This window comes from Tropicimonas marinistellae, assembly GCF_001509585.1.
Classification (GTDB): Bacteria; Pseudomonadota; Alphaproteobacteria; order Rhodobacterales; family Rhodobacteraceae; genus Tropicimonas; species Tropicimonas marinistellae.
Window position 1 is genome coordinate 102389 of record NZ_LNCI01000011.1, and the last position, 20543, is coordinate 122931.

Below are 20543 nucleotides of genomic sequence, written 5' to 3' on the forward strand. Positions count from 1 at the left end.
GCCCCCACGAGGGCGGCGGCCGTGGCGAGGAACTCGCGCCTATCCCAATATGTCGGTGACGTCGCCTTGCGGCCGAGCGTGTTCGAATTCGTCAAGTAAATGTCCCCCAGAACGGCACAATTCTACCGCATCGCATGACAATATCTAATCCATTCTGCAACGCAGCATATAAACCGAATCACTCTCTCGGCAAGTTTTTGCGATGCAGCGGGGAATTTCGCCGATTGTGCGCTTAACGCCACAATCCTTGTGCACAACATGTAAGCAGCTCACGCTAAGGTTATGGAATAGCGCGTCGATTCGCGGCTGTGTGTCTGTACACTTAGCGATGTGTTTATCGCACTCGATTCGCTACCAATTCACCCGGGAGGTGTACCTGCCCGGGGCAGGGAATTTGTGTGATACCGCATGGATCGGGCGCCGCGCTCGGGAGCCTTTGCGGCAATATACGTCGGCACCGCGAGGGAAACATGGCGCAAGCTGCGCGAATCTGGACGAGAGACGCTCAGCAGTTCATTGCCCCGTCATCAGAGGGGCCGATTCCGGTTATCATGGCGTGCGACGTGGCGGATCCGACCGGAACTGTCCTCCTTGTCCATGGCCGCAACGGCGCTCCCCACCAACCACATATCGCCGAGATCGCGGCCTCCTATCTCGCGCGCGGATGGCGGGTCGTGGCTCCCGAGCTTCCGCATTCCGCCGCCTTACCCGATTCCGGCCCGCCTGATCGGGTCACCTTCACAGGCCATTGCCACGCTGCCGCCGCCGCATTCGCCTGGGCGACGGAACACTGGCCCGAACCAAAGCATGCGCTCGCGGGCCACAGTATCGGCGCTTTCGCCGTCGCGCATCTGGGCGCAGACAACGACCGTCTGCATCATATCCTCGCCGTCTCACCAGCGCTGTCTGGCCGCGCTCTTCTGACGGCACGGGAGGCCATGGGCCCGGACGCCGTGGCCGAAGTTGAGCGCGAGGCACCACTCTTCCGTGCCGAGATGGAGACGGAAGATGCTGCGCCGGCACTCGCGCGAACACGAGTGCCGCTTGCTGTTGTCACCGGTGCCGAAGACGGGCTGGTGCCATTGAAGCACGCCCGCGCCTATTTCGCCGCTGCCGGAAACGCGAGGTTCTTCGGTGCCGTGCCCGGCGAGCACCATTGCCCGGCCGGCCCAGCCTGTGGCGCGATGCTGTCCGCAGCGCTCGACGCGGTCGAAGCATAGGAATGGATACGCCCTCGCCCGACTGGATAGATGCGCAACGAAAGGCCTCGGCGGACGCCATGCGGGCGGCGACATCTGCAACCGAATTGACCCGTCACCGACCTGGCTTTGGCTGGACGGTTCGACCTGCCCCCGGGTCGATCCTTGCCTCGACCCGAGTGGCAAACTGGGATCCGGAACCGGACTACTTTCACCACTGGATCCGCGACTCGGCCATCGTGCTCCGTGCGGTCCCCCTGGCAATCCTGGCTGATCCGGGCGCGCGGTCATTCTGGCTTCAGGCCTGTCGTGATTTCATCCTGTTTTCGCTTCATATCTCCGATCCCGCCCGCCGCGTACCTCCATCAAACCCGCTCAGGAACAGCACACGCGGGAGTCACTTGAAGTTTTTACGCCCGGATTTCGAGTTTGCTGCGCTGACAGGTGACGCCTGGCTGGAGGAGCCGCGTGTCGCGCCCGACGGAACGCCCGATCCTGAACAATGGGGGCGGCCGCAGGACGACGGCCCTGCACTGCGGGCATCGGCGATGATGGCGTTGCTCGATGCCCTACCCGAGCTTGGCTCGCCGGAGGCCGAGGCGCTGATCGACCGCGATCTCGCACATTCTGCACGTATCGGCGGCAGGCCCTGCATCGGCCCATGGGAAGAATGGCCGCCGCGTCGAACGAGCTTCACGCTTCTGGCGCAATGGGACGCACTGGACCGAGGCGCGACGCGAGCCGCGCGCCGCAACACATCCCATTCCTACTTCCGGGGCGCGGCGGATCGGGTTGCGGCCCTCATTCAACAGACGCGAACTGCACAGGGTGGCTGGCTGGAAAGCCTCGAAGCTCCCGACGACCGGTTTGACAGTGCCACCGTTCTGGCAATCCTGCATGCCGGACGACACGACGGATCCTTCGCACTTACGTCATCGGACACACGCGCCACTGTTTCGCATTTGGAAACGATCTTCGCAAACCTCTACCCGATCAACAACGGCCGCGACGTACCCGCAATTGGCCGTTGGGCGGAGGACGTCTATTTCGACGGCAACCCTTGGTATCCGACGACTCTGGGCTTCGCCGATCTGCACTACCGGATCGCCGCCTTGACGACCGACCGGGCAGCCTTCGCGAAAGCCGAGGCCTGGATGGCATTGATCGAAGAGGTCGCCCCGGCCCCTGCCGGAGCGCTGCCCGAGCAGTTCGACCGAAACACCGGCGTGCCGGTCTCCAACCTTGACCTCACATGGTCGGCGGCCGCGTTCCTGGAAGCGGCAGCATCGCGGGACACGGCGCTTCAGGCGATGGCTGGTTCGATGTAGGGCGCCGTGAAGGATAGCGCGCGCAGTCCGCGTTGCACCTCGGGGCGACGGGAGACAAGCCGCCAAAGCAAACCAGAACGGTAGTTTTCCAGCGAAACAACGATGGGCGCCTGGTCGATGGCGAGCTGCGCGCCGGCGACCCAGTCCTGATCCTCGCAGAAGGCGTCGGCGAACCCCGCCTCTCCCCAGATCCGGTCGCCAAGATCGTCGTGCAGATGTCGGAGCACCGCCATCGCCTTGTCCGGCACGAAGGGAAACGAGCCGAGCGCGGCTGTCGGGGTGATGACACCCGTATCCTCAGTGGGCGAGTGGGCGACGTAGCCGGACGGATCGTCGCTTGCGGACAGCCCCCAGCAGTCCGGCCCGTATCCGCCCCATCCATGTGGATTGCGAAGGCAGTGGTGGCGGTTGATCATCGCGTGCGCACGAGCTTGCTGGCCATAGTCCGCGTAGCGATCGCGCAAACCTCGTGGGTCTATCCCGAGAAACGGGTATTGCGACAGGAACAGCGGCCCGCCCCAGTCCGGCCCGAGCGGCAGGGTGATTCCGCCATAGCTGCGCCCGTTGCGGAACGCCGGAGCGGCTGCCCAGCTTCCGTGATAGGAAGATGCGGGTATCGCATGCGTGCGAGAGCCCGCGCCGAAAACGAAAACTAGGAATCCCTCGTTCCAGCCGCGGATCGGAAGCGCATCGGGCGCCCACGGCCTGCTCGGCTGTCGATGCCACATCACCGCGCCGTCGTCACGCAGATGCGCGCACCAGTTCACATCATCGAACAGCGCCTCGATCCGGGCGCCGAGCATCGGTTCTTCCTCGAAATAGGCCGCAGCACCAAGCAGGCCAAGCATCAGCAACGACGTCTCCACCAGGTCACCGCCGTCATCGCCCGGCATGAATGGTTGAACACGCCCGGTCGTGCCGTTCAGGAAATGCGGGAAAACGCCAGCGAACTTGTCCGCGCGTTCGAGGAAACCGACAATTCGCTCCACACGGTCGAGTATCTGCCGCCGGGACCGCCAACCGCGTTCTGCGGCAACGATCTGCGCCAACACGCCGAAGCCGGTGCCCCCGGTACAGACGGTTTCCTCAACGTCGTAACCAAACGCACCTGCGCTGCGTTCGCGCGCCATTCCACTGACCGGATGGCTCCAGTCGAGGAAATAGTGGGCGGTGGCCTGTGCGACACGGTCCCGAAGCGAGGCATCATCGAGCCCGCGGATCAAGTTTGCCATGTGAGCTCCACGCTGCTCGTATCGCGGCTGTTGGGTCCAACATGGAGCCGAACGACGCCGGGATCGCGCACCCATTCGACCGCCTCCAGTGTCGGAGCAATGGGATAGCGAAACTGATCGGCAAAAATATCAAACACCACCTCGCGCCTTTCGCCCGCGCTCAGCCGCACCTGCTTGAAGTCGATCAGGAAGCGACCCGGCCGAACGACCCGTGCCACCGGATCGCTCGCGTAAAGCTGCACGGTTTCAACGACCTCGCCTGGCCCAGCATTCTCGACCGATAGCCGTAGTTGCACCCCCTGTCCGGCCGCCGCCTCGGTCATGGAAAGCTCGGGAGAGCCATAGTGCATTTTCCCGTAACCCAGCCCGAAACCGAAGGGAAAGCGCTTCACATCGTCCGACAGGTCGAGCCAGCCGGTGCGGAACTTGGCGAAGGTGCCGGGAAACGGGCGTCCGGTCGGATCGGCGTCGTACGACAATGGCACCTCACCCGGATGCGCAGGCAAGCTGACGGCAAGCCGCCCTGCGGGCACTGCCGCGCCAAAGAGAATGTCCGCCACGCCTTCCGGGCCGGCAATCCCGCCGTGCCAGGCGTAGAGCAATGCGTCGGCTTGATCCGAGAGAGTTCCGAGCGCCAGCGGCCGACCGGCGAAGACCACGACCACGAGCGGTGTACCGGTTTCGGCCAGCGCGTCGATCAACCGCCGTTGCGACGCGGGAATCTCGGGCGCTAGCAGCGAGGATGACTCGCCGGCATGTTCCTTCGCCTCCCCCACGCAGGCGACGACCACATCGGATGCACGGGCTGCGGCGCGGGCATCTCTCAGCTTCTCCGTTTCGCTTCGCGGGTCCGACTCGACGGTCACGCCATGCACATTGAGACGCTGCGCCAGCCAGGGTTCGTCAACGATATCCGCCCCCCAAGCCACGACCGGCGCCCGCCCGGTCAAGGCCTCAACAGCGCTGTCGAGCGGCACCACGTCCTCCGCCCGGCCGGAGACCGACCAGGTGCCGAGCATGTTCGCGCGATCGGCAGCGAAGGGGCCGACGAGTGCGACCTTCGCCGACGACGAAAGCGGGAGGAGATCGTCGTTCTTCAAGAGCACGGCGGAACGCGCGGCGGCCTTGCGTGCGAGTTTGCGCCCATCCCGCCGCGACGGGGCGGCGGGCACCCCTGACAGCCCGCGGTACGGATCGGCAAGCAGGCCAAGCCGTGCCTTGAACGTCAGAACCCGGCGACAGGCGCGATCAACGAGACCGGCAACCTGATCTGCACTCAGCGATAGTCCGGCCTCGGGGGCCTCCAACCCGTCGCGAACGAGTGTTGGCAGGTGCGAAAGATAGTCTTCGCCGACCATGTCCATGTCGACGCCGGCATGGAGCGCGCGCGCGACACCCACCGGCGCCGCTCCAAGCCCATGCGGCGTGAGTTCCTTGACCCCAGTGTAGTCGGACACCACGAGTCCATCGAACCCGGCCGCCCCACGCAACCATCCTTCGATTAGCGCGCCATTGGCGTGCATCGGCATCTTGTTCACCGCGTTGAAGGCGACCATGACGCTCCCGGCCCCTTCTGTAATTCCGGCCGCGAAAGGTGGCAGGTAGATCGACAACAAATCCTCCCAGGCGAGGCTCACATTGTCGTAGTCGCGCCCGCTTTGCGGCGCACCATAGGCAACGAAGTGCTTCAGGCAGGCCGCGACCTTTCCCGGCGCCCCCAATTCCGCCCCTTGAAATCCGCGGGTGGCCGCGGCGGCGATACGGGCTGAAAGCAACGGGTCTTCGCCCGGGCTTTCGGCCACACGGCCCCAGCGGGCGTCGCGGGAGACGTCGATCATGGGCGCGAAGACCTGGTGCAGACCTTCTGATGCGGCTTCTGCGGCCGCGAAAGCTGCCGTTTCCTCGATCAGGTCGAGATCCCAGCTACAGGCAAGTGCGATATTGAGCGGAAAGACCGTCCGGTGTCCGTGGATCACATCCTCGGCGAAGAACAACGGGATCCCCAGTCGAGAACCCGCCAGTGCACGCTCTTGCATCGCGCGGGCCGACTCCAGCGACTTGGTACCGAATATCGCCCCGGCTTGCCCGGCATCGAGACGCCGGGCCAACGGAGTGTGCTGCGCAGCACCGGTTACCAGCCCCTCCCCGGCCGCCAGCAAATTTAACTGACCGATTTTCTCGGCAAGCGTCATCTCGGCCATGAGCCGTTCGACAATTTCCTGATCGTCCATGTGGCAGTCCTGCCTGCTGAACCCCTACTCGGCCGCGTGGCGGGCGGCGGAATATCCCGACGACAGGATCGGGCAAAGCTGCCCAACCCCCTTGCGGATTTCGAGCACCGACGAATAGAACGGCTCGCCATCCGGGTCATGTGGCACGGTTTCGCCGTGCAGCACCGCGAGAATCGCGGTCTCGGGCAAGCACTCGCACAGGGTGAGGTGGAAGTCTACCACGGCATTCGTGTCGAGCGCGGAGGTCGCTTCGTCCAGCAGCAGGACCTGTGGCTTTGCCAGTAAAATACGCGCCAGCACCAGCCGTTGTTTCTGCCCGCCGGAGAATACGTCCCGCCAGGTTTTGCCCTGATAGAGTTCGTCCTCCAGACAATGTACGAAATCGCCCAGCCCAACGCGCGAAAGCGCTTGCGCCGCAGAAATGTCGGAATGCTGCTCGGGGTGATCGGGGTAGGTGACCAGCGCTTTCAGGCTCAGCCTGTCCGGCAGATCCGGTTCCTGTCCGGCAAAAAACAACCGGGCTTCGTCACGCAGTGCGACCCGTCCCTCTCCATAGGGCCAGAGCCCGGCAACGGCCTTGAGCAGGCTACTCTTGCCACATCCGTTCTGGCCTCTCAGATAGACGCGATCACCGGCGCGCAGCTGGAGGCGCGGAACGCTCAGAAAGGCGGGGGCATCATGGCCACGGTGGCGCAAAACGAGCCCGCCCGCATCCAGAAGCGGCCCCGTGTCGGTACGCGGGCGCTCAAACCGGCTCACGCCCGTTTCCGCGTAGAAGGCTTGCCGCGACTGCACGCGCTCGATGGCCCGCGCCACCTCGGTCAAGCGCGACGCGTTGGCTTTCAATGTCGCTATGGCCGGCATGACGTTGATGAACCAGGAGACGTCGCCAATGAGTTCCGCCGTCAGTTCACTGTTCGCGGCGAAGTCGCGGAAACTCAGATGCCCGGCCATAAAGGACGGCAGCGCTGGCAAATAGGCCAACAGGCGCGACGAGAGGAAACCGTACATGTTCGTGAACAGCATCATCGCGGCGTCGAGCTTGTTCTGGCGCCCCCATGTCCGGTCGACCGCGCCGTAGAGCCGTGAGTTGATGCGGCTTTGAGCCCGTTCGCCCCGCGAGGCGGCCATCTGGCTCACCCGGTTCATCATCACGCCCATCTCGCCACGCCACGCACCGTCGCGTCGCTGACGCTGTAGGTTCAGCCGCTCAAGGATCTTTCCGAGAAGCCAGGCCACATAGGTGATGCAGGGAACGTAGATTGCGACAAGGGCCAGTGCCAGTATCGCCGTCCCGTAGTCTCCCGGCGCAAGGTTAACCACACCGGCAAGCTGCGGGCCAACCCAGCTTTCCAGTGCTTCGTTGGCACGCGCGCCCCAGCGATCGAGGAAGGGTACGGGTTGGCTACGCTCGATGAGCGCCGACGAAATGAAGTAGATCGACGTCACTGCACCCCAGAGCCCCATCGCCAGTCCAATCACGCCGCCGTAGAGGCCGCTGGAGCATTCGTCGATGCGTTGGTCGATGGCATCGGGCATCCTGCTCGTGCCTCCCGCCTCTGAGCGGTCGCTCATCAGATCGAATGCGACACGCTCGTCTGCCAGTATCGCGCCATTGAACCGGCCGACAAGCCAGCCACGCGCACGCCGGTGTAGCGTGGTCGAAACGAAGTGCCGTAGCGCCACGCCCGAAGTCCGCGCCGCGAAGATCGCCAGGTAGGCGGCGGCGGCCATCAACACCACCCGTGCCGGTTTCGCTCCTGAGTCGATGGAATGGAAATTCGCAAGCGACGCGAGAAAATCCGCGCTTGCCATCGCGACCCAAACGCTCGACTTGCTGAGCAACGTGGTCATCGCAATCACGACTGCGGTGAGCAACCACGCTTCCCGCCAGCGTTCGGAAACCCAATAGGCCCCGAGCAGTCCCCAGAATCCCGTAAGACTTTTCACTACCGCTGCCTCTTGTGGCGCCAACACACGTCCACACCATCCCAGGACAACACTCGGTCGCCTGAGGGGCCGATTTGGCACCTTTTTTTGATTTTTTGCGGCTGCTTTGCGTATTTTTCTTGCTTCGCAGCCTGTCTTGCCAAGGCAGGATAGCCATTGTTTGGATCGGCAGTAAACCGCCGATGCATTCCGGGCGTTCACGATTCGCTACGCAGATGTCAGAGTGTCGCCCTGCTACAACGGTGTGTCAGCATGGGCACGCGGCACCTTTTTGGACGGCGCGGCCGGTTGCCTAGCAACACGCAGCGAGCGCCTCGCTCGTAGCTCCCATCACGGCATTGGGCCGCGCGCATGGCGTTCATGCGTGGGGCCATGGCGTGCACGCGGCTTGCGCGCCGAAAGGCCGGTCCCTACAACGGGAGCATATTTTGATTTTTGATATGGAGTTTGAGATGAGCCTTGTGAAAACACTGGCCAAGGTCGCCGCAGGCGTGGTCGTTGCCAAAGCCGTGAAGGGGGCCGTGAGCGGCGGTCAACCGCGGCGCGGTGGCGCAACCCGGGCGTCGACCGGTGGCGGACTCGAAGACATTCTTGGCGAGATGCTCGGCAGTGGGAACACATCCTCGCGCAATACTCGCGGGGGCGGACTTGAAGACATGCTTGGTCAAGTGCTGGGCGGCGGCGGCGCCACGTCGCGCACCTCAAGCGGCGGCGGCCTGGAGGACATGCTTGGCCAGGTCCTCGGCGGGGGCACGCCGACCTCGCGAGGCGCACAGGGCGGCAGCCTTCAGGATATGCTGGGCCAGGTGTTGTCCGGGCGCGCCGGACCGGCAGCAGCCGGCGGTGGCCTCGGCGGTATGCTCGATGAGTTGAGCCAGCTTTCCCGCCCCGGTGAGTCCCGCGGCGCGACCGGTGGTTTTGGCGACCTGCTCAATCAATCTCTCGAACGCTTCGACGAGCCCGCGACTACTCCGACCGCCGAACAAGAAGAACTGGCCGGTGTCCTGTTGCGGGCAATGATCCAATCCGCCAAGGCCGATGGACAGATCGACGCCGGCGAGAAAAGCCGCTTGCTGGAAAAGCTCGGCGACGTGAGCCAGGAGGAAATGGAGTTCGTCAACGCGGAGTTGAAGCGGCCGGTGGATGTGGTCGCTCTGGCGCGTTCGGTTCCCCGCGGAGCCGAGCAACAGGTCTACATGGTTTCCGCAATGGCAATCGACCTCGACCAGCGGGCGGAAGCGCAATACCTGGCCGATCTGGCCGGCGCGCTCAGACTCGACGGTCGTACCGTGAACGCGATCCATGACCGGATGGGCGTGCAACGCATCTTCGGTTGACGTCCACTATTGCATTGCACGTCGCCAAAAAGTGTGGACCACGCCATCGTGGTCGCCCAGTGCGCAGCTTGACCACTTCTGGCGCCTCGTAACAGCGGCTACCGCCAGAAGCCCTCACATCTCTGACACGCGGACCGTCTACGTCGTGTAATACTTGCTCGCACCCTTCGCGGCGTAGGCGCCATACCGCTGCCCATGTCCATAGGCTTGCATTCGCTTGGTATCGATATTCGTCAGCACGAGGCCGTCGGGAGACAAGCCCGCCAGTCGGAGTTGGGCCAGCGCGTCCCGCACCTGCACGCGGCGCGTCGAATCCCATTGAACGGCGAACAGTATTGAATCCGCATACTGGCCGACGACCCGCGCATCGGGAACAAGCAGCAACGGCGGTGTGTCGATCAGGATGACGTCATAGGCCTCCCGGGCAACATCCATCAGGCACCCGAACGCCTGCGAAGACAGGATGTCGACGGGGTTCGCCGAGGTTTCAGCGCTGAGCAGGATGTCGATGCCAAGCGTGGTGTGGCTCTGGACGGCCTCCAGCAACCCCGCCTCTCCCGACATGACAGAAAGCAGCGAATGCTCTGGCGGCTCGGGGAAGATCTCGGCGAACGCCCGGCGACGGACATCGCCCTCCACGAGCAGCACGGCCTTGCCCAACCCTGCGAAGTGGTGCGCGAGTGCAACCGACGTGACGGTTTTTCCCTCCCCGGGAACCGAGGAGGTGACGATAATGACGCGTGGAGGCGAGTCGATCGACGAGAACTGCAACGATGTTCGCAGTCCGCGCACGGCTTCTGCTGGTGCCGATCCTGGCTTGCCGACCACGTAGGAGATGAGATCGATGCGCGACTTGCCCGGGATCTGCGGGATCTGCCCCAAGACGGGCAGGCCGGTGTCGTTCTCCAGCGTTTCGCCGAGCCGGTAGGTGTCATTGATCCGGTCACGCAACAAAACGATACCGCATCCGACCAGGAAAGCGAAGAAACCCATGGTCACGACGACCTTCGGGCTGTTCGGCGCAATCTGAATACCCTCGAAGGCAGGCGTCAATATTCGCGCGGAGGCCTGCGCGAACCCCTCCTTGACCGACGCTTCCTTCAGACGCGCGAGAAAATACTCATAGATCAGACGGTCGGCTTCAGCTTCTCGTTCCAGTTGTCGCAGTTCGACGTATTCTCTCGACTGGCGGTCGATCGTTTCCTGCTGACGGTCGAGCGAAGTCTGCAAACTGGCGACCTGATCGCGCTGTCGGTTCAGGCGCACGTCAACGGTCTGGAGGGCCTTTTCGAACGTATCGGAGAACGCAGCGACGGCCTCTTCGGACGATTCATCCACGCTTCCCCGCAAGCTGCGACCCGTGGCAGCTGAATAGGCCGTCGCCTGTTGCGAAAGCGAGCCCGACGCCTGCGCCGCGACCATCTGTTCCTTTTTTGCCTCGAGATCGCGCATTTCGCGCTCGGCACTCTCCACCCGCTCCCGAAGGGTCTTCAACTGGAAGTTCAACGCGGAGAGCGTCTCTTCGTTTTGCAGGTCTGCCTTTGCCCGGAACTCCTCAATCCGTCGCGACGCAGCTTCGAGGTCAGACTTCAGCGCCGTTGTTTCGTCCGACAGCCAGTTCTTCGCTTCGCGCGTACGCTCGAAGCGTACCTCGATCTGATCCCGAATATAGAGATCTGCGAGTGTGTTGGACATGAGCGCCGCGCGCTCGGCATCCGTGTCGGTAACGGAGATATCCAGCAGGTTCGACCAGTCTGGATTGATAACCGAGATACTGTCGCGCACATCGCTTGCAATTTCATAGAGCAACTTCTCGTCGCTTGGCCTCGGCTCGCCGGATCCATCCGAAGTCCCGCCCGCGCGATTATCGCCAACAGCACCTTCGGTACCGGATTCAATGTAGGGATTGAAGTCGGGGTCATTCAGCAGGTCAAGTTCCAGGACCAGCTTTTCCGCCAGGTTGTAGGACTCGATCACCCCGATTTCCGTGATCAGGTTGGCCTGGTTCCACAGGTCGGTGCCGGCAGTCAGCGACGGAAGACCGGCAACCGTCGTTTCTTCACCCTCCAGCTTGATCGTCGACGTTGCCTTGTAGATCGGCGTCGCGAGTATCTCGGCGTTCACGAACCCGACGATCAATCCGAGTAAGGTAATCGCCATGATCAACAGGCGACCGCGCCAGAGGGCCAGTACGTTGGAGAAGTAGTCGACCTCGCTGTCTTCACCAGGAGTCATGATCCGCTTCACCGGCCCGTCCGCGATGAGACGGTTGAGTTGGTTCATAGCGTTTCCGCTTTTTTTTCATTGACTGCTCTTTGCGCGCGACGTTAGCGACTCGATTGTGTCAATGGTAGGGAAAAACTCTGTTTCCCTGGCCTGAAACCGGATCTCGTGGCCCGCGAAGCCCACAACCAGGATGACAACGGTGGCACCTGTCGGCGAACGCTAGCCGTGCTCCCGACCGGCCACTTCGAACACGTCAGCGCACAGTCGCAGGGCAGTCGAACTCCCTCCATAGGTGATGCGGAAGGCCGGCACGGAATTGCAGAGCGAAGCGAGCGGCTCGATGCTGTCCGAAATACGCACGAGATCGCTCCCGGACCCAAGCAATCCGATCAGAGCATGTTCCGGCGCAATCCGTTCGGCGGCGGCCACCGCGTCAGGAGAATACGTTGGAAAGAGGATCGCGCCGACGCGTAACTTGCTCCCTGCTGCCACCGCCGTCGACGGAACACAGTAGTCTAGTCCAAGGGCAGCGCCGAGGTCCGAAACGCTTTGGGGTGCCCGCAACGCTGGTTCAGCACTGCGATCCAGTTTCACCGAAGCTGCCGCGGGAACGGCGCACACGCCACACCCATCCCGCAACAGAGGGATCAGATCGTCGCCAACATGGTCCCAGCCAGCCATCGCGAGTTCTAGCGCAAGGGTGGTTTTGCCGCTGCCGGATGGCCCGGCGATAACCATGCAGACCCCCGCCTGTGCCACACAGGACGCATGAAGCAGCGCGGCCGTGGCACTTCGGCCGGCGAGGCTGGCAATAACCTCTCGCAAGACAAGATGGCGAAGCTGGTCGTGATCAAGTCCGGAGCGGTGGACATCCCCGTCGCTGATCACCACGAAATCATCCCATCCCCCGACGGCCTCGATCGTACATCCGGAGACATCGCTTGAGGCTACCTCGTAGGGTGCGAGCACTGCCGAAACTTGATCGAGCAGAATACGGAAGGGGCTACGCACGGTGCAGGTACGCCCATCCAACGCGAATGTCCGGCTCAGCATTTCCGCCGGATTCGGGCGTTTCACGTCAGTCGCGGGGTCTTCAAACGCCTCCGCCAAGAACAATCCGGCCGAGTCCCAATCGTCCAGCGTTGCACGCACCAGTGACAAGGCATCAACGGCGTTCAATTCCCCATCCTTTGAGAGACGCGCAGCGAGGCTGGCTTCCGTTTCACCGCAGCGAAGTCCGGTCAGAATATCCAGCCCGACGGCATTCGAAATAACAGTTGCCCCGGAAATCCGCGATCGAATGAGAACGCTGCTTCCCAAGTCATAGGTTTCGAGCTCAAATGGCGGCATACCGCACCCGCGGCCGTCAAGAACAAGTACGGTCGCCGGAAGCGCCGCCTGTCCGCGGCCTTATTGGTTTCTGAAGTTTCCGATGCCCGTGGATCGGTTGAAGCGCCCGCTTCCCCACGTGCTTTCCCGTGTTGCGCCGATACTGTCACGCCCCGACCAAGGGTTGTCCGGGCGATCACCGCCACAGAACCAATAGTTGAGCCAGGGCCGCCGATCAGGATCCAGCGCCGAGCAAAAGCTCTGTTGGGCAACGGCCTGATCTGCCGACAGGACGACCGTCGAGGTCCCCGCCACGAACACGGCGTATTTCTGAACTGCTTTCAGTGCCTCACGGCGTCCCGCATCTTCAACGCCATCCAGGTCCGGCCGCGCGCCGTCCGGCATTTCCCGGTCAGTATCCTCGGTGCTCATGCTCAATGCCTGCCTGCTATTGTGCCTGCTTTATGGAACGACATTTTACTTCAGCGGTACCATTGGCGGAACCCCCAGAAAAAATTGGCCATATTTATCTTTATGATCGTCTGCACTTTCGCCACAGGCACGGCCCGTGGCAAAATACGCCTGCCGAGTTTCATCCGAGCCACGGCAGAACCGCGAATTGAACGTCCTATGCAAAGGTTCCGCAGTTGGGGTGCGTCAGCTTGGCGGCGTCGTTTTGCACGGCGGGGGCGGCCGCGATGCCGGCCAACGATCCATTTCTCGGATCTGGAATGCCAATGGCGGTCGAATTGACGGAAGGACCAGGACAAATGGCATCAACACAGAGATTGAGTTTGGCACCCGTCGCGCCTGCGAAGGCCATCCACCCTATCGCCGTCCGGGCAAGTCGAACATCTCGGGGAAGCCACGCAGTCGGCGCTTTCAGTGCCATTCGCTCGAAAAAGCCCAAATCAGCCCGGGGCAGTCAGGCAAACGCAGTAGGATGGATTCCGCATGCAGAGCGATCATCACGCTGGTTGACGCGGGCTCCCACCAAACACAACCTCAATCACACGATGGCCAGATCCATGGCAAACCCGCTGTTTCGTTTTATCTCCAAAGCCGATGCTGACGTCCCAATCCGTACTTTCCGCTGAACCCACCCTCCGTCTTGCCGCCTTTCTGGGCGTGTTGATGGTGATGATCCTATGGGAAGTCGCCGCGCCCCGTCGGCGACGAGAAATCCCGCGGGTTATCCGATGGACGAACAACATCGCGCTCGTGATGCTTGATACGGCAATCCTCCGACTGACCTTTCCGATCCTCGCCGTCGGTCTCGCGGTCATGGCCGAGGAACGTGGCTGGGGTTTGTTTAACAATGTGGACGCACCGGTTTGGCTCGCCATCGTGGCCTCGATGCTGCTCCTCGATCTCGCGATTTACCTTCAGCATGTCATGTTCCACGCGGTGCCGGGGCTCTGGCGGCTGCACCGGATGCACCACGCCGATCTTGATTTCGACGCGACAACCGGCCTGCGCTTTCACCCCGTCGAGATACTGATCTCCATGGGGATCAAGCTCGCAGTTGTCGCGGCCCTGGGCCCACCCGCCATTGCGGTTTTGCTGTTCGAGGTGGTGCTGAATGCGACGGCGCTTTTCAACCATGCCAACATCGACCTGCCTCGCCCGACGGATCGCGTTTTGCGCCTGATCGTCGTCACCCCGGACATGCATCGCGTCCACCATTCCGTCGATCCGCGCGAGACCAATTCGAACTACGGCTTCAACCTGCCATGGTGGGATTGGCTACTCGGCACCTACGTCGCCCAGCCCGCAAAGGGGCACGATGATATGGAGATTGGAATTGAGCAGTTCCGCACGCGCCGTGATCTCTGGATCGATCGGATGCTGATCCAGCCTCTGCGCGGTCCGGCTTCAGGTCACGCGCTTGACCCGCACAACAAGACGAAAGAGCCCGACGCTTGACAGCAAGCGGCCGCACGCTGGCCCTAGCGGCACTTCCTTTGGCCCTTGTTGTTCTCTTTGCAGAAATCTCCCGGATCACAGCAATTCAGTACGTCGCATGCCTTGCCATTGCGAGCGCATCTGTCCTTCACGGATTTGGTGCTGACCACAGACAGGAATCGTTCGGAAGGCGCGGCTTGAACCGTCGCCGGATCGAAAGCCATGCTCATTGACGGGGTTTCCGACAACAAGAGGACAGACAGAAGCCCGCTGACAAATGGCATTGCATGTCTCATGTGTCCTCCATTCTGAGTGCGAAGCTTCACGTTCGGCCGGCCGGTCCCGGCAACGCACGACACACCCCAAGCTGTGAAGTAGCCTCTTTAAGTGTGCCGGGGATCACCGCTCCGAACAAGAAGCGGGCGGTCACAGTGTCGTGCAACCAACCGCGAGTTCGGAATTTCGGCGCCCTGTCACTACGCAATCAGGCGTGCCAGCAGCACCACGACGATCGCACCAAGTGCTGAAACAAGGATCTGCGTCAGAAGCGGTCCGCCAACTTCGAACTCCGCGCCGACCAGCCGCAGGAGGAAGGGGCCGACAAACGCACCCACGACACCTGACAGCAAGTAGGTGATCAACCCGCTGCCTCCGACAACGAAACTCGCCAGCCAGCCCGCAACCAGACCGATGATCAGAAAGGCGATAAGGGATTGTCCTGACATTTTGGCTCTCCTTTTGCCCCGAGCGTGCCACATTCTTGCCCCCATTGGGCGACAGCTTGGTGACGGCGACAATATGACCAACATGCGTTAACCGAATGGCAAGAGTTTCGGACGCAGGGTCAGCACACCGGGCCACGCCGGGCCCGCTATCGGGGAGGCGCAATATGGCGCTTGGAATGTTCCTGGTTTCGGCCTTCGTGGCCATCTTCGCAGCTATCGCAACCGGATTGTCCGGCGGTACGTGGCTCGCCGTTATCGGCTGGGGCATCGGCACCGCCTGGCTAAGCGTCCTTGTTCTGGCCGGGATGGCCATGGCACGCAGCTATCTGACCAGCGACATCGCCGTTCGCCGCTCCAACCGGCCGGTTTCCCGGCAACTCGCGCACCGCCCTTCTTGAGAGCGCGGCCACTTCCCTAAGATCTCGACAGCATTCCGCGCCGGTAGTGTGGCCCCAGGGACTCATCCGCGCATTCCATTAAGCTTCGTAAATGCCTTGTTAACGAATTCGGACAAGGCTCGCGCACATGCGCCAACTCTGCATTCTCCTGCTCCTTTGCGACTTCTGGATCGCCTCGGTACTTCCCGCAACGGCTGGCGGCGCCTGGCCACGCGGCGAAGGCCGAACTTTCATATCCCTGTCCTGGTCGACCTTCGGTGACGCGGCGGGGTACCTTGAGAAGATCTCCCAACCGATCGACGCGGAAAACGTCCCGGAACTGAAACTGACGGACGAGATCGCCTTTTTCGCCGAGTACGGAATCACCGAACGCCTGACTTTCGGAGTCGACACCTACAACCGTCCGGATACCGGTTTGGCATCCAACGTCCTGTTCCTGCGCAGCGGCATTGGCAACCCTGATTGGGCGAACCGTTACGGCATCGAGATCGGCTTCGGGCCGATACACGACTGGCGCGGGCAGGACGACACCGTCATGCGCGTCGGTCTTGCCTGGGGACGTGGCTACCAGAGCAGATGGGGCAACGGTTGGATGGAGGTGGACTCCAAGCTCGGCTGGCAAACCGACGCAGCCGAGGAATACTGGAAGATCGACAGCACACTCGGGCTCAATGCGACTGAACGTTCAATCTTTTACTTTCAGTTGCAGAGCGGGGCCGCGGGAGAAGCCGACCCTTTCCTGCGGGCCGTCCCGGCATATGTGTTCCGCTTCGACCGCGGGATCAGCGTGGAATCTGCACTTCTGCTTGGTATGCAAAACGATGATGCCCAGGGAGTGAAGATCGGTGCCTGGCTCGAATTCTGATCGCGGGGAGTGCTGTCTAGGCGTTTGCATTGCCCATTTTCATCGGCTTCGATGACACCGGCCGGGCCGCCGCAGGTGGCCAAGCATTGCGCGACCGTCGCGAAGTGACTGCATCGCCGGCTGGGCGCGAGGTTGATTGCCGGGCGTTGACCTCCCCCAACGCGGTTCGTCGTATCTGTGAAGGCGGGCACAACTCCGTCGTGAACCGTAAACGCTGATATATCTCGTCCGGGCTCTACCCTTTCCGGCGCCAGTGCGTTCCGATGATCAGCGCAACACCATGACCGCGCAGGTCGCATGTCGCACAACCTGTGCGGCGGTGCTCCCCAATAGGTAATCCTGCATGCCTGGCCGGTGACTCGCTATGATAATGCAGTCGGCCGCAAGGTCTCCTGCTGCGTCAAGGATGGCGCGTCCGGCGTGCCCTTCGATCAGTAGACCATGACCGCCGGGAAGACCTGCGGCGAGCCGATCCAATTCAGCCTTCAGACCCTCCCGCGTTGCCGAAACAAGATCCTCGGGTATGTAGTGAATAGCGTAGGCCGGCACCTGTTCCACGACGTGCATGAGCGTCACGGCGGCCCCATCGGCGGCAAGCGCACGCGCGACATCAAGCGCCGCCTTGATCTTCCCGTCATCTTCGAAGGAGATCGGAACGAGGATGTTCTTGTACATGACTCACCTCCGGTATCGTCAGGCCAAAGGATCGCTCACCCCAATCAGCGTTGCCTTGATTCAGGTCAGTCGTAGCTTTCGACCACGTCGTACATTACCGGCTCGAAACTCCGGCACAGGTCATTGAAACGCCTCGTGCGGGTGCGCATTTCATCGCTGCGCAACATCGCCTGGAAGTCTTCTCGACGTTCCCACTGAGAGTAGTTCGCGATACGTGTCTGCGCATCGTTGACATGCAGACCTGCGCCGATGAAACCCGGTTGCTTGGAAATGAAATTCTCGTAGGCATCGCTCAGTTCGTCCACAAGATCCTGGCAAGTTCCGGGACTGAGCTCGAACGTCGTTATCACGGTCTGGAAACTGCTGGCTTTGGAAATCGTCGGCATGTCGCCCTCCCTGGCTAGGCTCCACAGCCTAGCACGGGCGCAGCCATTGCAAAGCGTGTTCTCCGCGGGTCAGGTATTCGGTGCCCCCTCCAGGCGCATCATCTTCCGAACCGCCATCCAATCCCGCGGGAGTTGAGGCGGCGCTCGCAACACCGACGCGATCTCGCTCGTGTGCTGTGGCATGCGTCGTCCGGAAAAGTCGCGCGCCCATTCGAGAAAGGCGACAGATTGATCTGGCCGCAACCGGCAAGCACTACCGACGAGCCCGAGCAACGTGCCGGACGGCGCGTACCATTCGTCCTGAATCGATTCCACGCGGCGCCGCATGATGGGACCGACCCCGCGCAAACATCGCGACTCGGAGAACGTGATCAGCAACTGGCCGACCTCCTGTCGGCTGTATCCGATGAGTGGGGGAAAGCTGTCGAAGAAAATCGCCTCGCCGTCTCGCACGGCGAGGTTTCGTATCGACGGGTGAAACCCGATGCGCGCAGGGTACCGCGCAGCCTGCTCCCAAAACCTGGCGATCATCTCGCCAGCCGTTTCCATGAGATCGATCGCCACCGCAGGCGTCGCCCGGATCAATTGAGGACGCAGCAGCGTTTCTTCTGGCAGCGCCGCCTGAACAATCACCGGAAGCGTTTTTCCGCGGCGGCGAAGCAAGTAGAGTTCCGTGGACGGAACAGGCAACCCGAAAGCTTCCAGAACGGCGAGATAGTTCGCATGGGCAGTCGCGAGGCGGTTGAGCACACATGTATCAGATTGCGCCCTGTAAACCTTTACCACCTTGTCGCGCAGCGGCCCGTCGGTTGGACGGAACGGCGCACAGAAATACCCCAACCTGGAGAGCGGCTCCCGGCCTGATTTCCGATACGCCTCTATGACCCTCAGGATTTCCGGCTCGACTTCTGCCACGTTGTCTCGCGTCATTCAGTATTTGGCGGGTGGGTGGCGCAGAGCGCGACCGACCCGCCAATAGGTCGAAACATCAGAGGCGTCATTCAGCGTACGACGTGAACGGCACAGCGGGCATGGCGAACGACGCGCGCCGCCGTTGAACCAAGGAAGTAGTCTTGCATGCCCGGACGGTGGCTCGCGATAACGATACAATCGATGCCCGTCTCGTCGGCATAGTCGAGGATCGTGCGCGCCGAATGCCCCTCCACGACGACAACCTCGGCGTTGTCGACCCCATCGGAGAGCGCCGACAAACCGCTCGAAATATCCTCCCGCGCCTTTTCGAGATGATCTGCGGGCAGGTATTCCGTCGCATATTGCGGCAAATGCTCCATCACGTGCAGAAGCGTGATCTTGCCGCCGTCGGCGCGGATTGCCTGGGCGATATCCATGGCCTCACGGGCGTTGCGATCTGCCTCGAACGAGACCGGGACGAGAACATTGTCATACATGGCGAAGCCTTTCTATTGCGACGGCAGGCTAGCCGTCCCCCCAAGACCCGACTTTGATTCAGGTCAGATCTGGCACGAAGATCCGGCATGCCTCCCCTGCATCCGTGCCACCGTCCCCGCGCCGCACGGTCGCGGCTTCCTTGCCGCTCCAGCCACGGGGTCCCGCTATCCTTTTCTTGAAATTGCCCGGTCTGCAAGTACCTTGCGTGACGAAATTCAGGGAAGCGAACAAGCGTGGCAAACAAATCCGTTGACCCGATCCGACCGACCGACGACGGTGCGCGTCAACTCGCGCGAGAGATCGTCGCGGGCGCGCGATACGGCTCTCTGGGCGTTCTGGAAGCCGACACCGGATTTCCGCTGGTCACCCGGATCGCCTTCGGCACGAGCCCGTCAGGCGCCCTACTGGCCCTGGTCTCATCGCTTTCGCAACACACCGCCGCGCTTCGGAGAGTCCCGGTCTGCTCTGTTCTGGTTGGAGAGCCGGGAGCAAGCGGCGATCCACTCACCCATCCTCGGCTAACATTGCAATGCCGTGCGCAGTTCATTGAGGCGAGCGATCCAGCGCGCCCTGCTCTCCGAGAGGCATGGCTCACCACGCACCCGAAGGCAAAGGTCTATATCGACTTCGCCGATTTCAGTTTTGTCCGATTTGATGTCGAACGCGCCTTCCTGAACGGTGGCTTCGGAAAGGCGTATGTGCTCGAAGCAACGGACCTGGATTTCGTGTGATCCGGTTTTTACTTCTGCGCCACTGCAGTCAGATTTCCGCGAGTCATCAGCAGTTCAAGCCGCGCCGAACCCTGCTTCGACTTGTAGACGTTCAGAAAGGCGGCTGATTTCTCAAGTCTCCGTATTCCGCGGTCCGAACATGGCCGGGTTTCGCCGCCACAGACCTTGGCGCGCAGTTTGGCATAGGCTTTGTCTGTGGTGTCGGAATCCGGTTTTACCCCGACCGGCCCGTAGTGAACGAGTTCATAGAGTTCGACCGACCCGAACATCGCCACCGCCCCGGTAATCCGGCGTGGGCAGCCATCCTTGAATCCCGTAACGTAGAAGTCTCGCGCGGCCGTGCTCCCCGGAGCTGTATCGTAGAGATTGAAGCGACCGGGGCCGCTCTCGACCTTCTTGCCAAGGGCCTTGCCGCGCGTCCCACAGGCGCGCGCAACCAGCCCCTCCTCGATTGCTGTCGGCGCTTTGGTAGAGGCACGCAGCAGACGGCCAAGTCCCTGTTTCTCTTCTGCCGACGCTGGCAGAGAGATCGCTATGAGACACAGTACAGCACAAACCCGCGCGGCGGCGTGGGAAATGAGCATCGGAAAATCCTCTTGCGGAAAACCAGTGCCGG

General features: G+C 62.1%; 19 protein-coding genes. 7 read left to right on the plus strand and 12 right to left on the minus strand.

Annotation, left to right across the window (positions count from 1 at the left end):
• Positions 1 to 470: 470 nt before the first annotated feature.
• On the plus strand, positions 471 to 1220 hold the full coding sequence (locus ARC39_RS21010) for an alpha/beta fold hydrolase (protein WP_068117430.1): 750 nt from the start codon (positions 471 to 473) through the stop codon (positions 1218 to 1220).
• Positions 1221 to 1222: 2 nt separating this feature from the next.
• Positions 1223 to 2527 carry a glycoside hydrolase family 15 protein gene (locus ARC39_RS21015; protein WP_068117433.1) on the plus strand — a complete coding sequence of 435 codons (1305 nt, stop codon included), beginning with the start codon at positions 1223 to 1225 and terminating at the stop codon, positions 2525 to 2527.
• Here the strand turns inward: ARC39_RS21015 and ARC39_RS21020 are convergent.
• Genes ARC39_RS21020 through ARC39_RS21030 form a run of 3 tightly spaced genes read right to left on the minus strand, consistent with a single transcriptional unit; the run spans position 2503 to position 7940 of the window.
• Positions 2503 to 3759, minus strand: a complete 1257-nt coding sequence (locus ARC39_RS21020; RefSeq protein ID WP_068117437.1) for a glucoamylase family protein — start codon at positions 3757 to 3759, stop codon at positions 2503 to 2505. The two genes, ARC39_RS21015 and ARC39_RS21020, sit on opposite strands and share 25 nt — an antisense overlap.
• Positions 3747 to 5990 carry a glycoside hydrolase family 3 N-terminal domain-containing protein gene (locus ARC39_RS21025; protein ID WP_068117440.1) on the minus strand — a complete coding sequence of 748 codons (2244 nt, stop codon included), beginning with the start codon at positions 5988 to 5990 and terminating at the stop codon, positions 3747 to 3749. The genes ARC39_RS21020 and ARC39_RS21025 overlap by 13 nt, the downstream gene beginning before the upstream one ends.
• A 24-nt stretch (positions 5991 to 6014) precedes the next feature.
• Positions 6015 to 7940, minus strand: a complete 1926-nt coding sequence (locus ARC39_RS21030; protein WP_068117443.1) for an ATP-binding cassette domain-containing protein — start codon at positions 7938 to 7940, stop codon at positions 6015 to 6017.
• A gap of 452 nt (positions 7941 to 8392) precedes the next feature.
• Here ARC39_RS21030 and ARC39_RS21035 point away from each other — a divergent pair, with 452 nt between their 5' ends.
• Positions 8393 to 9277: a DUF533 domain-containing protein gene (locus ARC39_RS21035; RefSeq protein ID WP_078059399.1), complete on the plus strand. Its 885-nt coding sequence runs from the start codon at positions 8393 to 8395 to the stop codon at positions 9275 to 9277.
• Between the two features lie 138 nt (positions 9278 to 9415).
• On the opposite strand, the gene ARC39_RS21040 is transcribed toward ARC39_RS21035, so the two are convergent.
• From ARC39_RS21040 to ARC39_RS21050, 3 genes are all read right to left on the minus strand, one after another.
• Complete coding sequence (locus ARC39_RS21040; protein ID WP_068117449.1) at positions 9416 to 11560, minus strand: GumC family protein; 2145 nt, start codon at positions 11558 to 11560, stop codon at positions 9416 to 9418.
• A 162-nt stretch (positions 11561 to 11722) separates the two neighbouring features.
• Positions 11723 to 12853: a hypothetical protein gene (locus ARC39_RS21045; protein WP_068117453.1), complete on the minus strand. Its 1131-nt coding sequence runs from the start codon at positions 12851 to 12853 to the stop codon at positions 11723 to 11725.
• Between the two features lie 60 nt (positions 12854 to 12913).
• Positions 12914 to 13264: a hypothetical protein gene (locus tag ARC39_RS21050; protein ID WP_068117454.1), complete on the minus strand. Its 351-nt coding sequence runs from the start codon at positions 13262 to 13264 to the stop codon at positions 12914 to 12916.
• Between the two features lie 633 nt (positions 13265 to 13897).
• On the opposite strand from ARC39_RS21050, the gene ARC39_RS21060 reads away from it, so the two are divergent.
• Positions 13898 to 14758 (plus strand): sterol desaturase family protein, encoded by an 861-nt coding sequence (locus ARC39_RS21060; protein WP_068117460.1) that lies wholly within the window; start codon positions 13898 to 13900, stop codon positions 14756 to 14758.
• Between the two features lie 455 nt (positions 14759 to 15213).
• Here the strand turns inward: ARC39_RS21060 and ARC39_RS21070 are convergent, their stop codons facing one another.
• Positions 15214 to 15462: a GlsB/YeaQ/YmgE family stress response membrane protein gene (locus ARC39_RS21070; RefSeq protein WP_068117468.1), complete on the minus strand. Its 249-nt coding sequence runs from the start codon at positions 15460 to 15462 to the stop codon at positions 15214 to 15216.
• A gap of 164 nt (positions 15463 to 15626) precedes the next feature.
• Between ARC39_RS21070 and ARC39_RS21075 the strand changes: the two genes are divergently transcribed.
• The gene (locus ARC39_RS21075; RefSeq protein ID WP_068117471.1) at positions 15627 to 15860 is read left to right on the plus strand and encodes a hypothetical protein; all 234 of its coding nucleotides are present in this window, start codon (positions 15627 to 15629) and stop codon (positions 15858 to 15860) included.
• Between the two features lie 127 nt (positions 15861 to 15987).
• A complete protein-coding gene (locus ARC39_RS21080; RefSeq protein WP_068117476.1) occupies positions 15988 to 16725 on the plus strand; it encodes a hypothetical protein in 738 nt (245 codons plus the stop codon).
• Positions 16726 to 16992: 267 nt separating this feature from the next.
• On the opposite strand, the gene ARC39_RS21085 is transcribed toward ARC39_RS21080, so the two are convergent.
• The 4 genes from ARC39_RS21085 to ARC39_RS21100 all read right to left on the minus strand — a co-directional run bounded on the left by ARC39_RS21085 (position 16993) and on the right by ARC39_RS21100 (position 19195).
• Positions 16993 to 17400 (minus strand): universal stress protein, encoded by a 408-nt coding sequence (locus ARC39_RS21085; RefSeq protein ID WP_068117479.1) that lies wholly within the window; start codon positions 17398 to 17400, stop codon positions 16993 to 16995.
• A 65-nt stretch (positions 17401 to 17465) separates the two neighbouring features.
• Positions 17466 to 17786: an antibiotic biosynthesis monooxygenase family protein gene (locus tag ARC39_RS21090; protein ID WP_068117482.1), complete on the minus strand. Its 321-nt coding sequence runs from the start codon at positions 17784 to 17786 to the stop codon at positions 17466 to 17468.
• A 69-nt stretch (positions 17787 to 17855) separates the two neighbouring features.
• Positions 17856 to 18716: a DUF6206 family protein gene (locus ARC39_RS21095; RefSeq protein ID WP_068117486.1), complete on the minus strand. Its 861-nt coding sequence runs from the start codon at positions 18714 to 18716 to the stop codon at positions 17856 to 17858.
• Positions 18717 to 18787: 71 nt separating this feature from the next.
• On the minus strand, positions 18788 to 19195 hold the full coding sequence (locus ARC39_RS21100; RefSeq protein ID WP_068117489.1) for a universal stress protein: 408 nt from the start codon (positions 19193 to 19195) through the stop codon (positions 18788 to 18790).
• A 234-nt stretch (positions 19196 to 19429) separates the two neighbouring features.
• Between ARC39_RS21100 and ARC39_RS21105 the strand changes: the two genes are divergently transcribed.
• On the plus strand, positions 19430 to 19927 hold the full coding sequence (locus ARC39_RS21105) for a HugZ family pyridoxamine 5'-phosphate oxidase (protein ID WP_068117492.1): 498 nt from the start codon (positions 19430 to 19432) through the stop codon (positions 19925 to 19927).
• Between the two features lie 8 nt (positions 19928 to 19935).
• Here the strand turns inward: ARC39_RS21105 and ARC39_RS21110 are convergent, their stop codons facing one another.
• Positions 19936 to 20511: a hypothetical protein gene (locus tag ARC39_RS21110; protein WP_068117495.1), complete on the minus strand. Its 576-nt coding sequence runs from the start codon at positions 20509 to 20511 to the stop codon at positions 19936 to 19938.
• Positions 20512 to 20543: the final 32 nt, after the last annotated feature.

Coding starts and splice junctions, on each gene's coding strand:
- ARC39_RS21010 (WP_068117430.1), top strand. CDS start 471: ATGGCGCAAGCTGCGCGAATCTGGACGAGAGACGCTCAGCAGTTCATT.
- ARC39_RS21015 (WP_068117433.1), top strand. CDS start 1,223: ATGGATACGCCCTCGCCCGACTGGATAGATGCGCAACGAAAGGCCTCG.
- ARC39_RS21020 (WP_068117437.1), bottom strand. CDS start 3,759: ATGGCAAACTTGATCCGCGGGCTCGATGATGCCTCGCTTCGGGACCGT.
- ARC39_RS21025 (WP_068117440.1), bottom strand. CDS start 5,990: ATGGACGATCAGGAAATTGTCGAACGGCTCATGGCCGAGATGACGCTT.
- ARC39_RS21035 (WP_078059399.1), top strand. CDS start 8,393: ATGAGCCTTGTGAAAACACTGGCCAAGGTCGCCGCAGGCGTGGTCGTT.
- ARC39_RS21040 (WP_068117449.1), bottom strand. CDS start 11,560: ATGAACCAACTCAACCGTCTCATCGCGGACGGGCCGGTGAAGCGGATC.
- ARC39_RS21045 (WP_068117453.1), bottom strand. CDS start 12,853: ATGCCGCCATTTGAGCTCGAAACCTATGACTTGGGAAGCAGCGTTCTC.
- ARC39_RS21050 (WP_068117454.1), bottom strand. CDS start 13,264: ATGAGCACCGAGGATACTGACCGGGAAATGCCGGACGGCGCGCGGCCG.
- ARC39_RS21060 (WP_068117460.1), top strand. CDS start 13,898: ATGCTGACGTCCCAATCCGTACTTTCCGCTGAACCCACCCTCCGTCTT.
- ARC39_RS21070 (WP_068117468.1), bottom strand. CDS start 15,462: ATGTCAGGACAATCCCTTATCGCCTTTCTGATCATCGGTCTGGTTGCG.
- ARC39_RS21075 (WP_068117471.1), top strand. CDS start 15,627: ATGGCGCTTGGAATGTTCCTGGTTTCGGCCTTCGTGGCCATCTTCGCA.
- ARC39_RS21080 (WP_068117476.1), top strand. CDS start 15,988: ATGCGCCAACTCTGCATTCTCCTGCTCCTTTGCGACTTCTGGATCGCC.
- ARC39_RS21085 (WP_068117479.1), bottom strand. CDS start 17,400: ATGTACAAGAACATCCTCGTTCCGATCTCCTTCGAAGATGACGGGAAG.
- ARC39_RS21090 (WP_068117482.1), bottom strand. CDS start 17,786: ATGCCGACGATTTCCAAAGCCAGCAGTTTCCAGACCGTGATAACGACG.
- ARC39_RS21095 (WP_068117486.1), bottom strand. CDS start 18,716: ATGACGCGAGACAACGTGGCAGAAGTCGAGCCGGAAATCCTGAGGGTC.
- ARC39_RS21100 (WP_068117489.1), bottom strand. CDS start 19,195: ATGTATGACAATGTTCTCGTCCCGGTCTCGTTCGAGGCAGATCGCAAC.
- ARC39_RS21110 (WP_068117495.1), bottom strand. CDS start 20,511: ATGCTCATTTCCCACGCCGCCGCGCGGGTTTGTGCTGTACTGTGTCTC.